This window comes from Paenibacillus sp. FSL R5-0519, from assembly GCF_037974275.1.
In the GTDB taxonomy this organism is placed as follows: Bacteria; Bacillota; Bacilli; order Paenibacillales; family Paenibacillaceae; genus Paenibacillus.
In genome coordinates, this window is record NZ_CP150234.1 from 4,567,869 (window position 1) to 4,583,266 (window position 15,398).

Annotated in this window: 14 protein-coding genes; 3 read left to right on the top strand and 11 right to left on the bottom strand. The window is 47.0% G+C overall.

What is annotated here, in order from left to right; all coding sequences use genetic code 11:
* Positions 1 to 56: 56 nt before the first annotated feature.
* Both pdaA and MKY73_RS20465 read right to left on the bottom strand, forming a co-directional pair.
* Complete coding sequence (pdaA, locus tag MKY73_RS20460; RefSeq protein WP_339303220.1) at positions 57 to 836, bottom strand: delta-lactam-biosynthetic de-N-acetylase; 780 nt, start codon at positions 834 to 836, stop codon at positions 57 to 59.
* A gap of 96 nt (positions 837 to 932) precedes the next feature.
* Positions 933 to 1,343 carry a hypothetical protein gene (locus MKY73_RS20465; protein ID WP_339240925.1) on the bottom strand — a complete coding sequence of 137 codons (411 nt, stop codon included), beginning with the start codon at positions 1,341 to 1,343 and terminating at the stop codon, positions 933 to 935.
* 207 nt (positions 1,344 to 1,550) lie between these two features.
* Between MKY73_RS20465 and cysC the strand changes: the two genes are divergently transcribed.
* Complete coding sequence (gene cysC / locus MKY73_RS20470) at positions 1,551 to 2,189, top strand: adenylyl-sulfate kinase (protein ID WP_339303221.1); 639 nt, start codon at positions 1,551 to 1,553, stop codon at positions 2,187 to 2,189.
* A 114-nt stretch (positions 2,190 to 2,303) separates the two neighbouring features.
* Here cysC and MKY73_RS20475 read toward each other — a convergent pair whose 3' ends face one another.
* The 9 genes from MKY73_RS20475 to MKY73_RS20515 form a co-directional block, all read right to left on the bottom strand.
* A complete protein-coding gene (locus MKY73_RS20475) occupies positions 2,304 to 4,121 on the bottom strand; it encodes an ABC transporter ATP-binding protein (protein ID WP_339308674.1) in 1,818 nt (605 codons plus the stop codon).
* Positions 4,121 to 5,317, bottom strand: coding sequence for a nucleotidyltransferase family protein (locus MKY73_RS20480; RefSeq protein WP_339303222.1), 1,197 nt, complete (start codon positions 5,315 to 5,317; stop codon positions 4,121 to 4,123). Before MKY73_RS20480 ends, MKY73_RS20475 begins: the two co-directional genes overlap by 1 nt.
* Entirely contained in the window at positions 5,307 to 5,789 is a 483-nt protein-coding gene (locus MKY73_RS20485; RefSeq protein ID WP_339261358.1) for a lasso peptide biosynthesis B2 protein, read from the bottom strand. Before MKY73_RS20485 ends, MKY73_RS20480 begins: the two co-directional genes overlap by 11 nt.
* A 4-nt stretch (positions 5,790 to 5,793) precedes the next feature.
* Entirely contained in the window at positions 5,794 to 6,093 is a 300-nt protein-coding gene (locus MKY73_RS20490) for a lasso peptide biosynthesis PqqD family chaperone (protein ID WP_339260080.1), read from the bottom strand.
* Positions 6,093 to 7,037, bottom strand: coding sequence for an aldolase (locus MKY73_RS20495; protein WP_339240918.1), 945 nt, complete (start codon positions 7,035 to 7,037; stop codon positions 6,093 to 6,095). Before MKY73_RS20495 ends, MKY73_RS20490 begins: the two co-directional genes overlap by 1 nt.
* Positions 7,038 to 7,188: 151 nt before the next feature.
* Complete coding sequence (locus tag MKY73_RS20500; protein WP_339240916.1) at positions 7,189 to 7,326, bottom strand: paeninodin family lasso peptide; 138 nt, start codon at positions 7,324 to 7,326, stop codon at positions 7,189 to 7,191.
* 29 nt (positions 7,327 to 7,355) lie between these two features.
* The gene (locus tag MKY73_RS20505) at positions 7,356 to 9,287 is read right to left on the bottom strand and encodes an asparagine synthase-related protein (protein ID WP_339303223.1); all 1,932 of its coding nucleotides are present in this window, start codon (positions 9,285 to 9,287) and stop codon (positions 7,356 to 7,358) included.
* Positions 9,284 to 10,552, bottom strand: coding sequence for a sulfotransferase (locus MKY73_RS20510; protein WP_339303224.1), 1,269 nt, complete (start codon positions 10,550 to 10,552; stop codon positions 9,284 to 9,286). The genes MKY73_RS20505 and MKY73_RS20510 overlap by 4 nt, the downstream gene beginning before the upstream one ends.
* A gap of 433 nt (positions 10,553 to 10,985) precedes the next feature.
* Complete coding sequence (locus MKY73_RS20515) at positions 10,986 to 12,311, bottom strand: MFS transporter (RefSeq protein WP_339303225.1); 1,326 nt, start codon at positions 12,309 to 12,311, stop codon at positions 10,986 to 10,988.
* Between the two features lie 307 nt (positions 12,312 to 12,618).
* On the opposite strand from MKY73_RS20515, the gene yhbH reads away from it, so the two are divergent.
* Both yhbH and MKY73_RS20525 read left to right on the top strand, forming a co-directional pair.
* A complete protein-coding gene (gene yhbH, locus MKY73_RS20520; RefSeq protein ID WP_036609998.1) occupies positions 12,619 to 13,788 on the top strand; it encodes a sporulation protein YhbH in 1,170 nt (389 codons plus the stop codon).
* A complete protein-coding gene (locus MKY73_RS20525) occupies positions 13,785 to 15,221 on the top strand; it encodes a SpoVR family protein (RefSeq protein WP_339303226.1) in 1,437 nt (478 codons plus the stop codon). The genes yhbH and MKY73_RS20525 overlap by 4 nt, the downstream gene beginning before the upstream one ends.
* Positions 15,222 to 15,398: the final 177 nt, after the last annotated feature.

The window sequence follows — 15,398 nt, forward strand, 5'->3', positions numbered from 1 at the left end:
TTGTCTACACTTTTGAATGACCCACATGGGGTCCATTGTTCTTTATGTGACGTGAATCAATAACTTTTGGTTCGCAAATCATCCAGACTTTTAAATACATACCCTTGCTTACGTGCCTCATCAATAATGGAGCCGAGTGCTTCCGTGTTATCTTTGGATACCGAGTGAAGCAAAATGACAGCGCCCGGATGGAGTTGCTTCAATACCTCTTGATGAGCATATTGTGCACCACGTTGCACATTGGTATCCCAATCTTTGTAGGCGACAGACCAGAACACATTCACATAACCCTGAGCATGACTCTCCGCAAGCGTGCGATTGTTAAAGATTCCGCGCGGTGGGCGTAAAAAGGTCGCTTGTTGACCTGTCAGACGATTCACCTCTGATTTGACCTTCTCCAGTTCCACTTTAAGCTTTTCATTGGAGATACGAGTCATATCCGGATGACTCCATGAATGATTACCGACGATATGACCTTCAGCCGCCATGCGTTTGACCAACTCAGGCTGATCTTTCAGATAATGACCTGTTACAAAGAAAGCAGCTGGCACCTTCTTGGTACGCAAAACATCCAGTATGGCAGGCGTGAATCCATTCTCATACCCGTTATCAAACGTGAGATACAATTCCTTTTGCTTTGTATCCCCCAGGAAAATGGCATCGTTATGTTGTAAGATCGATTTGAAGCCTTCCTGATCAATGGAGGGCAGCTGACCGTTTTGACTCTTTTTGAAGCCAAAGTGATATGCTCCGGTAACCGGTGATGCTTCAGTCTGTGCCGTTACCATACTGATGGATAACAGTGCCACCAGTATATATAGAACCATTCGCTTCATTCCATCCGCTCCTGTTCCTGAAAATTCGGTTAGTCGTTTGTATACACGAACACCTTCAGGTAATATGCCACAGGAACGGCTTATGTATGTAAATTATCAACGATCAAAACGTTTATTTTCAGGTTGTGGTGGAGATTGATAGAACAATTCAAGCAAGGTCTGGGGTTTGCCGCTGGAAGCAAGCCATTCCCTCACGGTCTGTATGGCACGAGTCTGTCCATCTCCCCGATCACGCCATGTAAGCAGCTCGATAACTTTGATAATTAAGGCGGACATATTGTGATTATCCAGTTCAGAGCGTTCTGCCCTCAGCTTGTGATACAATGCCTCCTGTTCCCAATCCAGAAGAATCTCATCACCAATGGTTGGCTTCAACAGGGTATATGCTCTGTCACAACCTTTGCAACGAACAGTGCTGACCTGTTCATCTATAAATTCCACTCGAACATCCTGATGGCAATCCGGGCATTTGAATCCAACTTGTATGTTTTGTATGTTTTCGTTCATGGCCTTGTTCCTCCTGCGATGTGAGCATTCTACATCATTTCATGCAAAATACTCCTTGGATATATGCATAGTGCTTATGTATGTACTACATCTATACCCGATATTTTGTCGATTCACGCTTATTTTGAAGAAATCTGTAAGGTGCTATAATCTTGTAAATATGTTAAAATATTATACATATCATGGTAGGGAAAAGGCGGGATACACATGTCGAAGGAAGAGCGCAATATAACCTGGCAATCATCCAACATCAACAGACAAGACCGGGAGAAGCAACATGGGCACCGTAGTCGTGCCATCTGGTTTACCGGGTTATCAGGTGCAGGAAAGTCATCCCTTGCATTTGCTCTGGAGCAATATCTCTATGACCAAGGCGTACGCTGTTATGTTCTGGACGGGGATAATGTTCGTCATGGACTGAACCGTGATCTCGGTTTTACAACAGGGGATCGTCAAGAAAATTTGCGGCGTATTGGCGAAGTGTCCAAGTTAATGGTAGATGCCGGGTTGTTTGTCCTTTCAGCCTTTATCTCTCCAGATGCACAGGATCGGGAGATGGTCAGACAGTTATTTGAACCCGATGATTTTATTGAAATCTATGTGCGCTGTTCAATTCAAGAATGTGAGCGGCGTGATCCCAAGGGTCTATACAAAAAAGCACGCAACGGTGATATCCCGCATTTCACAGGCATTTCGGCCCCCTATGATGTACCAAAATCTCCTTCATTCATCATCGATACAGAGCAATCGTCCATTGAGGAAGCCGTGCAAGAGATTGTACAACATTTGAAGCAGATCGGCGCTCTTCAGCTTCCGATCCCTTCCAATACAGCACTTGTTCATTAATCATTGTCATTATACTAGCCCACTTACATGAAAGGCGCGCCCGGAGTGGCGCGCCTTTTAACGTCATATCATTGCTGGTTATCCATCGATAAACGAATAAACAGAAAAACTTACTTACTGTCCTACAACACCCGCTTGCATATTAAGAAGTTTACTGAACGTCCCTACCGGATCAGTAGATAACTGCTGGTACCCGCCCTCTTGAATCACCCGTCCTTCATCGAGCACAATGACACGATCTGCTGTCCGAATCGTAGATAATCGGTGTGCAATCACGATAATGGTCACATGTCCTTTCAGTCGTTCCAGCGCCTCATGAATATACTGTTCATTCTCACTATCGAGCGCACTTGTTGCTTCATCCAGTACTAATACCGAAGGATTCCTCAGCATGGCCCGGGCAAGCACCAATCGCTGACGTTCGCCACCAGATAGACGAATACCCCGATCACCAATAATCGTATCCAGACCCTGAGGCAGCTTCCGTACAAAAGCCGCAGAGGAGGAAAACTGCAAAGCCTGCCACATCTGTTCTTCACTTGCATTGGGATCAACCAGACGCAGATTCTCACGAATACTGGTATGAAACAGGAAGGGGTCCTGGGAGACATATCCGATAGAACTTCTCCAGCTCAATAAACGCTCTTCTGACAGAGGAACACCGTCAATCAGAATACGACCACTCTCTGGCCTTACAAGACCCATAATCAGATCGATTAGTGTGCTCTTGCCTGCTCCAGATTTACCCACAATCGCGGTCATGCCACTTGCGGGAATCGAAGCCTGCACATTCCTCAAGGAGTACGTATCACTTCCCTCATAACGATAACAGACATCCTCACATGTGATCGATCCTTGAAATACCATGGGTTGAATCACATGAGACCCCGTCTCTCCCGCTGAAGCCACTTCTTCACTAATCTCACGACTTTTCGCCGTCTGAGCTTGCATTTCTCTTACCACACGGAACGCAGGCAGCATGGAGCTGATGTACTCCAGATTGGACTGAATCGCTGTAAATCTAGGCCATAAGCGGGAAAAAATAAGGATGATGAGCAGTAGACTTGCAGGTGGCACCGTCATTACACGAAGAGAAAGATAAATGAATGCCGCAATAATGATCGCCGCAGACATCCGATGAATCAGCTGTGTTCCACTGTTCAATTGGCTAAATTGAATGACATTGCGTTCAATCTGTCTGCACATACGCTCGAACCAATTAATGTGTGATCGCTCAAGCATGTTGCTCTTAATATCCTTAATTCCGTTAAAATGCTCTGTAATGCCATTATAATAACTTTGCGAGAATTCAGAAGTCTGATCCCCGATCTGTTTGGCTCGCTTGACGAATTTTCTCAAGACCATAAAGAGCAGCAATCCACACACCAACACAAGTGCTGTCAATTTCGCAGACAACCAGAAAGCCAGACCAATCTGTATGCCCGTAAAGATCAGGGAGGCTGTCATTTGCAGTACAATGCCTGTGCCTTGGCTGACACGTGCAAGCTCAGTCGTTAATATATGGTTAAAATCGGATTTTCGTTTTTGGAGAAAAAATGACCACTGCGCCATAATAATGGCACCATAGGTTTCCATGCGCAGCGTTCGTACAAATTGCTGCTGGATTCGAGTATTACGGATCGTCTGAAGACGCTGCATCCAGGCCTGTCCGGAGACAATCAATACAAAGGTGAACAATACGAGTAACAATTGGCCATTCTCAGAAAAACGATTCAACATTTGTCCAATCCAGGGAATGTTCAACCCAGCGGAGCCCATCTCAAATATGCCGATCAGACTCAACATCGGAACAAGCATGTAGATCCCGATCCCTTCCATGAGACTGATACAGATCATCCCCAGCAGATTCCAATATAAAATGGGCCCCGTGACATGATGCAGCTTTCGCATAAAATACTTTAATTCCGAGATCATACTTTACCCCTCTCCGTGACCGTATACCTTTTAATTCGCCGCCAGAACCAGAGAAACGGACGTAACGGAAAGTACAGAAAAAACAAAGAACGCGGAAGCGGCAATTGATCCACATCCCATGTACTTGGATATAACCGCTCAATAAAGAAAAACCACTTCTGTTTCGTACTTCGGAGTTTAAACAGATACGACGGATACGATTTCATATCAGCCGGACTTTCCAGCATATCATTCATGAACTCTGCGCCTTTACTCGCTAATCGTTTGCCTGTACGATCACTCAAGGACATCAAGGACCTGTACTCGGTATCCAGTGGCGTATTCAGCAGATCTGATGCCAAGTGAAGAGCCTGTGAACCAATGGACAAACGCCCCTCCGCTTTCAGACGCCGTTCTACTTTTTTCACATCGAGTGGCATGCTTCGAATCATCTGATCGATATCCAGCAACCAACGCAGTCTGAACCAGCCATGACGTGCTCCATGGGTTACCAAATAAGCCCAGAGATCTTCTTGTTCAAGCATACGAACAGGTGTCTGTGTGTATGAACTGAACCGGCTCCGTTTCCACAACAATTCAAAATCGGTTTCTTTGCCCGAATCCGGGTTCAAACGCCAATGAATCTCCACTTGAGTCCTTTTGACCGGATGGATGTAACAGATATGATGTTCCCGCCATTTCCAGCTGCGAACCGTAGGTGCACGCTCCCCATCCTTGGATACGTAACCAAGGGTAGCCAGAATGCCTTCAGCTGCTTCCACATCATCGAACGGAATCAGAATGTCCAGGTCTTTGGAGGTTCGCATGGATACATCACCATATAGATCATGAGCCAGCGCGGGCCCCTTCAGCGTAATATTACGGATGCCGTGTTCACGGAAAGTTCCACACACCTGTTCCATTTCCGCTGTCAGATGTAACATGCGGAACGTATTGGTCGTGTATTGTTGTCTCAAGCTCTCCATAACATCTGCTGGAATGATCGTAGTGTTCAATTCTTTCATTTTCAAATAAAGGACAGAGTATAAGCGGTGATGATAGACCAGCCGCAGAAAGAGCTGCCAATCCGCTCCTTGTAAACCCACCTTGAGTTCTTCAGGGGATAGAGCCGTCAGATCACCTCTAATCATGCTCAAAATCAGCTTAAGTTCCTTCGGAAACCCTGATGAATAGAGTTCACTTTCATGTATCATAGACAATCTCCCCAGATCCCTTCTCCGGACAACGTTTGCCAAACACGCCGACAACCGTATATTGGTCCATAGTATCAGCTCCGGTCACGATCAATTTACCACTTCGCAGCCAGGCATGAGCCATCATATGTCCTTGCTTATTCCGCGCAGTCCCCATGTATAACGTACTCTCTATCTTGCGACGCTCAAGCATCTTCATCCCGGCAATCGCCATTACAAGGCAGCGGCTTTCCCATAACGTATATTTACTAGCAAGCGAAATCGCTTTGGAAATATTCCGGATAGCGATGACCTCGCTGCGATCAATTCCTGTCATCGGCGTTTCAACCATGGGTGTACCCAGACCTGGGGCGATTTTGGCGAATGGCATAGCCTTCTGTATGCGCGCCCAGCCAAGGAAGAGATAGGCCTCCCATATCAGTCGACGCATCGCCCGCGGGAGCGAGAGATAAGCCTTTATTTTTCGCAACATCATGCTACACTCCGCGTGTAACGTCGATCAGACCTTCACGGGACAAATGTTCCAGGAACTGCACTACCTGCTCACGACATACATCCGGCTCAATCTCATACTCCGCGGCGAGTACGTCTACAACTTCACCCAGCGTGCGTTCTTCTGCGATCAGATCCCAGATTCGTCCTCCGGTACTCCCGAGATTATAGTATTTTCCAGAGCTAATGCTCATCATGACTTTCTCACTGCCCATGTCACTCACCAGATTGCCTTCCTTCCGGGTTACCCGGTCTTCCACATTCATCGGCGTAGTCGCTGTCATTATCCTGTGTGCACTCCTTTACGTATATGATCTGTAATCCGATCCACCATCTCAAATGCTGTAAACTCAGCACCCGTTCTGACCAATCTGCCAATCTCCACACTTGCTGAAAGTCTTGAAGCCGTCTCGAACAGCCACTGTGCCAATCCCTGTCTTGCAACCAGTCCACCACGGAACGTATGCGAGCATAAGAGATGCAATCGTTCCAGCCCCTTCACTTCAACCAGTTGTACGGACGAATAGTTTGCCTCCGGTTGTGGAGCAAGTTCGAAGATTCCGCCTAGTGGTACGGCCATCTCATGAAAATAGTGCTGAACAGGTATCGCATACTTCGTAATCTCTGCGTGAACCGTTGCATAATCCTGTTCCTTCATGCCGAAACCATCCAGACTGGGCTGCCACAATTTTTGTTGTGGATAACCAGGCGATACGATGGCTCTTCCCCCGGCACCCCAGGTGAGTGCAACGACATCATCGGTGAGAAGCGGATATCCGCGTGATGCCAGTGCAGCCGATAGTGTCGATTTGCCTGCTCCAGAATGTCCGACAAATGCGTAAGCCCAACCATCAATAACCACTGCACTGCCATGCAATGGAAGAATGCCACGCTGCATCATTATGACTGCCATACAGGTGCCCAGAATGAATAATCTGACCTTTTTCTCATCTGCACCCGATATAGGGGACACGACAATGCGCTTTCCTTGCTCTATTAGAAACAGACCTGTATCTTCGATTTTGAAAAAAAGGCTGCCCTCTCGTGCCACAAAGTTGTCGTTGCCTACATCCCAGTCCTCCCACAATGGGGTCAAATCTGAAGACTCGATGTGTACATCCGCGACATCCCAATCCGTCTCCGCATGCTTGGGTGCAATCTGAAGTTCAGGCATTCGAATTTGGCTCGACCAGCGCAGACCATACGCTACATAATGCACAAGCAACAATGAACGACGCCTCCTTCGTGATTAAATGTAAAAAAAGCCCTTATATTCATGTTGCTCAATATAAGGGCGGAGGCGAAATCTGGATTGGTTCCATTTCCGCCCTTTAAGTATGATGACGCTGGTTAAAACTTAAACTTAATAACTTAACAACTTAGGAAGTTGGATCGTACAGATCCGCATCGTGATCAGTTACCCAGTCAATTTGTCTGTAGCCAGTACCGGCCATCGTTTGATTAACTTCCAACACTTCAAGAGCTGGAGCTTGCCATTCTTTCTTTTCGTTTTGCATTGTTTTCACCTCCCTTCATGTGAACATGGTCAAAATTTGCGAATAAAGCGGTACACGATCAGACTATGCATCATCAATCGCAGATCCGGATGTGAAGCGAGCTCCGGTCTCGGACTCGGAAAATTGGCCAGGGCAGATTGGATGCGCTCCGTGTTTAATATGCCAGCGACCTTGCTGTCAGAACACAACGCACGCAACTCGGCCGTAAACGCCTCCCAATTTGGAATGATGCGATGAAGCCAATCCGCCGGTTGTACCCCCCGTACACGCTGATTCAGTCTGACCTTGTCGGGCAACTCGGGTGAAGTCGCCCGGCGAATCAATGAACGATCCGTTCCGTGCTTCACATATTGTTCAATCGGTACAGATAGACAGAATCGAATAACTCTGATGTCACTGGTCGGGTCACGTTCCCAAGCCCGATAACGGAGAGAACATTTTGTGGCTACAGCACCATTTTTATTTGCAATCGCCAGGTTATTGAATTTCTCGGCACGAACCTTGAGTGCATCCGCCTGTGCACCGCCTTGCAGAACAATAATGGATTTAAGGCGTTCCAGCACACCCGTTCTTTGCGCAAAATCAGGATGGATCAACTGTACAGATGCGGCCTTGCTTGCTCCTTTGGAATGAGCCTTGAACCATTCCGGATATGCCTTTCGCCCCGTAATCTTGGCTATACGGGAGAAGGGCATGCCGGTCCGTTCACTGTACTGCTGCATCTCACGGAACCAGCGGTACCAGCGGCCACTTTTCAGCAGACTGGCGTAATAATCCAGAGCCGGCCCCCAGGAGATGGTGAAATTACCACGTGCGCCTGTGAGCAGAATGCCTGCATCTTGCTGGCTTGCTTTTTCATAGAATCCACGAATCCAGAATGAATTTTCAAAGTATTTATAGGGCATTTCCATAATGTCGAGCCACGTATCTATTTCACTAAGTGGGCTTCTGCCTTCAAAATCAAGGTAGTTCTCCGTAATATTGCCGACGTGATTAATCGTGGAACGTATGAAGGGCCTCTCATCGGCCAGCAACGTTTTTGACGTATAATCAGTGAAATCCGGTACGGGAACATAACTATAGGCATGCAGGCGTTTGCCCTGACTTCTCAGTGTCCCGGAAGCAAAACCTACCACGGCCCCCGAGTCCAGTCCTCCACTCAATGCGGCAGCCACCTGCCTGTGCGTTCGCAATCGTGATCCGACTGCCTGAGCGAATACCTCCCGGAACGCTTCTACATATTCGCCGTCGGATTTGAGCCGTAGAGGTTCCACTTCATCCCAACGATGATATTGCTTCAGCTCCAGCCTGCCGTCACGGAAGACAAGTGTATGTGCAGAAGGCAGTTGGCTTATCCCCCGATATACGGTCGAATTGATATCTGCTGAATCATGCATGTCGGGAATGGCAAGAAACTCAGATAGCCAGGTCTCATCAAGTTCTTTATGTACCCCTTCAAGCCCGAGCAACGGATTCATGAGTGTGCAGAAAGCAAATCGTGAACCATCATGTCGGTAATAGAAAGCTCTCATGCCTGTAATGTCTCTGGCTGCATACAGTTTGCGATTCCGCTCATCCCATATGGCGAATACAAAATCCCCCAGCAGTCGGACAGCTACATCGTCACCCCAGCGCTGATAGGCTCGCAAGATCAGTTCACTATCAGCCAACATAGCCAGTTCAGCTCTGGATATCTGTAATTGATCTGCCAGTTGTTCCCGGTTATCCAGAATGGCATCTGCCGTGATCGTCAGGCCACTTTCCTCATCATATAAAGGCAATTTCTCGCTCACTGATTCCGGTGTAATCCATTGGGCATGACAGCTAAGAAAAGCCTCGTTGCCTTTCCACACTCCTGTTGTGTCCGCAGGTACATGCCCCAGGCTTGCATACAAGCGCCAGCTGTCTTCCCATAGCGCCTGTTGACCATCGTTATGAACAATTCCCGCTATGGCGCTCATGACTTTCCTCCCCGTAGAATCTTGCGCTGTGAAGCCCAGGCGCTGATCTGATGACCAAATGGTACCCATGATTTGATACGCTGTATTTTGCTTTGAGCAGAAGCCAACTGAACTTTCAGACGTTCCCGCTCACTGTATCCCCGTTCCAGACGATGATCTGCCGCCCGTAATGCAGCTTGCAGTTGTCTGATCGTGACCAGTGCAGCCAGTGTAGGGTCTGTCTTTTCAGGTTCTTCGACAACTTGGTCATCAGGAGTCCCAAGCGGAGCATGAACGACAGAATCTGCTGGCTGCATTCGGTATTGCGGTTGCCAGTGACAACCGGTCGCTGCTGTCAACTGATGCGTGATTCGGTCGATAACCTCTTGATCAGGACTTGCATCATAATGGACTCCCGTCCATTGTTCGGCTTCTGCGAGCTGTTCACTGTATCCCATCCGGTGGAACAGATCTGCCCCCATCACACGGCAATACAATTCAACTTCACCCGGCTCCAATATGCTTTTCCAGTTGTTAACAGAATCCTGATGTGCCTCTTGATGCGAAGAGAGAAATGGATCACCCACGCCCATACTGTAAAACATGTCAGACTTCGCACTGTCCAGAAACTGTCCATACTGCTCCATACCCTGTTCATATCGAATTCCCAGAAATACGCATAGTTTCTCTAGTTCTTCCTGAGGATTAGAAACCAATTGTTCATATTGCAACTCATACGCATTGGAGTGTGGTTCGGCAAAATAATCATTCAAGCGGAGCATCCCAAGTGTGAGATCCGCAGATTTCATATTTAATTTGGGGCTCTGCAGACTATGAATCAGGTCGAACCCTTCTCCTGTATGGCGGTTTACCTTTTTGAATGATGCAACTATGGCCAGAGGATTACGTTGGAGATGAATGCGCTTGGACTGAGGGAACAGACGATCCAGCCATTCAAGCATGTAATAGTACCGTGGAGATTTATCCACGATGAAGTCTGCTCCACTACCCTCCAGGAATCCATTGTAGATCTCGAGAGCAAAACTTCGGCATGCCTTTTCGAAGACATTCTCGGGTACCATGGCATTGTAGAACTGACGAACGATGGAGCTACCACCATAAGCGCGTGAATCGCCCTTGGGCAAATCGACAAGATTCATCAGAAACCACATTTCCTGGGTGGCAAATATACGACTGTGATTTTGCAGCATGACGGTGGATAAGGAACTACCACTGCGGGGAACACATAGTAAGAAAACAAGTCCGTTACCTTGAGCATCGATCAATGGCAGCCTCTCCTCTGTTCATTAGTATAAATATGTAGCCGGGATAGACCAGACTCTACCTTTGTGTTTGGCAAAACGAGTAATATGCACGCTATTGGTCAGTATTTTGCAATATTCCGGCGGAATCTTACACGGGAATGAAACAAAACACATGGTTGTATTCGACAACTCTCAGATACAGTATGTATTCATAGTTTTACTCTATGATACAAAATGTATCATGTCAATCTTTTATTTTCACCTTTTCATAAATTCTTACTCTTTCATGGTATTCTGCTGTCTGTCGTTTCAGCACTTCCTCCTGATTCATCTTGATTAAGATGCACAAATGCGAATAAGCTTCAGACATGTTCTGCGAAGAACAACGCCTGAAGCCATGAGTATTCCAACGAGAAGTTGGATATGACACCTATCAACAACTAACCAGTAGACCCTACATTTGAACTTTGCCCAGCAGAGTTCCGACACTCCCCTTACGCCCTTCTTCCTCATCTGCAAAAGTAGCATCCTGCATTCCCTTCTGTACGTTTACAGTTAACAATACTGCAATTCCGGCGACGAAAAAGAAAATGAGGGACAGAATTCCCCAACGTGTGGAACCTGTGATTTGCCCAACGTAACCAAACACAAATGGACCGAAGATCGATGAGAATTTACCGGTAATATTCACAAATCCAAAATACTCACCTGTTCTGCCAGCTGGCATCAGATTGCTGAACATGGAACGAGCTGTGGATTGACTTACACCCTGCACGACACCAACCAATCCAGCGAGCATATAGAAGTGAATCGCTTGTGTCATGAAATAACCGAGAATTACGATACATATGTATACAGATAAACTGAAGATCAATACCCGCTTCGCTCCCCAGCGCTGTGCCCAGGCTCCCAGTAACAAGGTGCAAGGGAAACCGATAAACTGCGTTAACAGTAGCGCAAGCATCAAGTCGGCTGTACCTATGCCTATACTTGTTCCATAGATTGTAGCCATCAGAATAATGGTATTAATGCCGTCATTAAAAAACCAGAAAGCCACCAGCATGCGGATTAACTGGGGAAAACGCCTCATCTGACGAAAAGTTTGCCGTAGTCTGCGAACTCCCACCGCAGCATACCCTTTCCACGACCCAGGCAGATCCGGTGATGCTGGCCGTCTTGGAGCATGGCGAAAGATCGGTATCGAGAACAAAAGCCACCACAGCGATACGGAGATAAAAGCTAGCCTTGTGCCTGCCAATGTACTGCTCATCCCAAACCATCCCGGTTGCTGAATCATCAGCATGTTCACTGCAAATAGCAAACCTCCTCCAATGTAACCATAGGCGTAACCTTTGGAAGATATCATGTCTCTTCGTTCCACAGGTACCAGATCCGGTAGCATGGCATCGTAAAAGGTATTACCACCTGCAAAACCAATCGTAGATATGATCAGTAAGGCAGAAGCAAGTAACCAGTCCCCTTCTCCGACTGCGCTGAATCCCAATGTGGCAAGGACACCAATGATTGCAAATATACGCAGGAAGTCGCCCTTCCGTCCTGACAAATCAGCCAGCGTGCCAAGCAGCGGTGTTAGCAGAGCTACGCACAACATGCCAATGGAATGGGTATAGGCCAGGTAGGATGCGGCCGTATCTGTATCCAGCGTAGCCGCAGCAACTGAAGCATAGAATACAGGCAGTACTGCTGCCAGCACAGTTGTCGCATATGCCGAATTGGCCCAATCATACATAATCCAAGCCTTGATCGCCTTTTTATTCACATACATCCTTCCTTTTCATGCATCTCTATAGTCTGTGTTTAGAGAATCAAAAGTGGACTTTTTAAACAACTTCTATCAGATGCCAGATCGATGTCTTTCTCCTATTGTAAAGGAAGGATATCACACTTGTTCACTGTTTATGTAAAAAATGGAGCCGTTCTGTTCTTACGACACACCTTACCTCTGAGGTGAACTTGTGTAATTGTATCATTTTATATCCACTCTCATCACATATCGTCCTCGCCCGTGAATATACTTAATTACCGACAGGCCAAACTGTGCCGCGTAATCAATGGGGGGTGCCTACATGTCAAATTCACACCAGCCTTACTCGTTCGTCGTGTCGAAGGAAGATTGGTCGCTTCACCGCAAAGGGTACCAGGACCAACAGCGCCATCAGCAAAAGGTGAAAGATGTCATCAAGCAGAATCTGCCTGATCTGATTACGGAAGAAAACATCATCATGTCTGATGGAAAACAAATCATCAAGGTACCAATCCGCAGTCTGGATGAGTACCGTTTTGTGTATAACTACCAGAAGCAAAAACATGTCGGTCAAGGAGATGGTGACAGCCAGGTCGGAGACGTCATCGGTCGTGATCCCTCTGCTTCGCAGAAACCCGGCAAAGGCGAAAAGGCTGGTGATCAGCCGGGCCATGATATTGTGGAAGCCGAAGTCAGTATTGAGGAATTGGAAGATATGCTCTTCGCTGAGCTGGAATTACCCGATCTGAAGCAGAAAGATAAAGACTTGATTGAGACACATACGGTAGTATTCAACGATATTCGCAAAAAAGGCATGCAGTCCAATATTGACAAGAAACGTACCATTCTGGAGAATCTGCGTCGCAATGCAACGACCGGTACCCCGGGCATCCATCATATCAGTCCAGATGACCTCCGCTACAAGACATGGGAAGACAAAATTATTCCGCAATCCAATGCCGTTATTATTGCCATGATGGATACATCCGGGTCCATGGGTTCGTTTGAGAAATACTGCGCGCGCAGCTTTTTCTTCTGGATGACCCGTTTTCTACGCCGTCAGTATGAGAAAGTCGAGATTGTTTTCCTCGCCCATCATACGGAAGCCAAGGAAGTTACTGAAGAAGAGTTCTTTACCCGTGGCGAGAGCGGAGGCACCATCTGCTCCTCTGTATATATGAAGGCGTTGGATATTATTGACAGTCGTTATCCACCTTCAAGCTACAACATCTACCCTTTCCACTTCTCTGACGGGGATAATCTAACCTCGGATAACGAACGGTGTGTGAAGCTGATCGGGGAGTTAATGAAACGCAGCAACATGTTTGGGTACGGCGAAGTGAATCAGTACAACCGCAGCAGCACACTGATGTCGGCTTACCGCCATATCAAGATGGATCAGTTCATGTATTATGTGATCAAAGAAAAAGGCGAAGTGTACAAAGCTTTGCGCAGCTTTTTCCAGAAAAGGGAAGGAGGCAGCGTTAGATGACAGATGAGATTCGCGACCTCGAATACGCCATTGCCGAGATTATGGAGATTGCCAATGGATTCGGCCTGGATTATTACCCCATGCGGTACGAAATCTGCCCATCGGATATTATTTATACCTTTGGAGCTTATGGCATGCCGACCCGATTCAGTCACTGGAGCTTCGGCAAAACTTTTCATAAGATGAAAATGCAATACGATTTTGGACTCAGCAAAATTTATGAGCTTGTCATCAATTCCAACCCTTGTTATGCCTTCCTGCTGGATGGCAACTCCCTGATTCAGAACAAATTGATCGTAGCCCACGTCCTGGCCCACTGCGATTTTTTCAAAAACAATGCCCGCTTCTCCAAGTCCAACCGTAATATGGTCGAAAGCATGGCCGCTACGGCCGATCGGATCAGCAATTATGAGATGGAGTATGGAACGGAAGCTGTTGAAGCATTTATCGATGCTGTCATTGCCATTCAGGAGCATGTAGACCCACAGCTGATTAAACCCCGCCATTTGGACAAACAACGCTATATGGAGATGAAAATGCGGGAGCAGCGCGGTGAGAAAGCACCACGGCCGGAAGGTCGCTATGATGATCTGTGGTCACTTGATGATGTGCAGACCGAAGAAACACCCGCCGAAGGTATTCAGGTTCATCACTTTCCGCCTGAACCGGAGAAGGATGTCATGTGGTTTATACAGGAATTCTCGGAAGTATTGACCGACTGGCAGCGGGATATCATGAGTATGATGCGTGAAGAGATGTTATATTTCTGGCCACAGATGGAAACCAAAATCATGAATGAAGGCTGGGCATCTTACTGGCATCAACGCATTATCCGTGAACTCGATCTGAACAGTGAGGATACGATTGAATTCGCGAAGCTCAACTCCTCCGTCGTGCAGCCATCCAAACAAAGTCTGAATCCGTATTATCTGGGACTGAAGATTTTCGAGGATATTGAACGGCGTTGGGATAACCCCACCCGTGAAGAACAGGAACGTTGGGGCCGCAAACCAGGGCAAGGTCGTGCCAAAATGTTCGAGGTACGTGAATTCGATTCCGACACCTCCTTTATCCGCAATTACATGACCAAGCAATTGACCGAAGATCTCGACCTCTACGTATTTGAGAAAAAAGGGCCGGATTGGAAAATCACCGACAAGTCCTGGGAGAACATACGGGATCAGCTCGTATTTTCACGTGTCAACGGGGGCTCCCCTTACTTAGTCGTGCAAGATGCTGACTATCTGCGGACAGGGGAACTCGTGCTGAAACATCAATATGAGGGCATCGAGCTGGATCTGAAATATATGGAACGCACCCTGCCTTATCTGTATCGCCTTTGGGGGCGCACGGTACATGTGGAGACACGTGTCGAGGATAAACCGATCTGGTTTACGTATGATGGCAAGAAGCATCACCGCAAGTTTATGTGAGGTTAAAACTTAAATAATTAATGCTCTTATCATGATGAGAATATTAAAGATAAGATACAAAAAAGCGGCAAGTTCCTGATATACACGGGAACTTGCCGCTTGGCATTCCATAATTAATATTTAAAATTGCGTTTCATTGCACCATGCTTAAATGATGTAATACACGGCGAATCAGAT

Excerpts from the sequence above, each read along its gene's own strand:
- cysC (WP_339303221.1), top strand. The coding sequence starts at position 1,551 with ATGTCGAAGGAAGAGCGCAATATAACCTGGCAATCATCCAACATCAAC.
- pdaA (WP_339303220.1), bottom strand. The coding sequence starts at position 836 with ATGAAGCGAATGGTTCTATATATACTGGTGGCACTGTTATCCATCAGT.
- MKY73_RS20525 (WP_339303226.1), top strand. The coding sequence starts at position 13,785 with ATGACAGATGAGATTCGCGACCTCGAATACGCCATTGCCGAGATTATG.
- MKY73_RS20485 (WP_339261358.1), bottom strand. The coding sequence starts at position 5,789 with ATGTTGCGAAAAATAAAGGCTTATCTCTCGCTCCCGCGGGCGATGCGT.
- MKY73_RS20500 (WP_339240916.1), bottom strand. The coding sequence starts at position 7,326 with ATGCAAAACGAAAAGAAAGAATGGCAAGCTCCAGCTCTTGAAGTGTTG.
- MKY73_RS20465 (WP_339240925.1), bottom strand. The coding sequence starts at position 1,343 with ATGAACGAAAACATACAAAACATACAAGTTGGATTCAAATGCCCGGAT.
- MKY73_RS20490 (WP_339260080.1), bottom strand. The coding sequence starts at position 6,093 with ATGACAGCGACTACGCCGATGAATGTGGAAGACCGGGTAACCCGGAAG.
- MKY73_RS20480 (WP_339303222.1), bottom strand. The coding sequence starts at position 5,317 with ATGATACATGAAAGTGAACTCTATTCATCAGGGTTTCCGAAGGAACTT.
- yhbH (WP_036609998.1), top strand. The coding sequence starts at position 12,619 with ATGTCAAATTCACACCAGCCTTACTCGTTCGTCGTGTCGAAGGAAGAT.
- MKY73_RS20505 (WP_339303223.1), bottom strand. The coding sequence starts at position 9,287 with ATGAGCGCCATAGCGGGAATTGTTCATAACGATGGTCAACAGGCGCTA.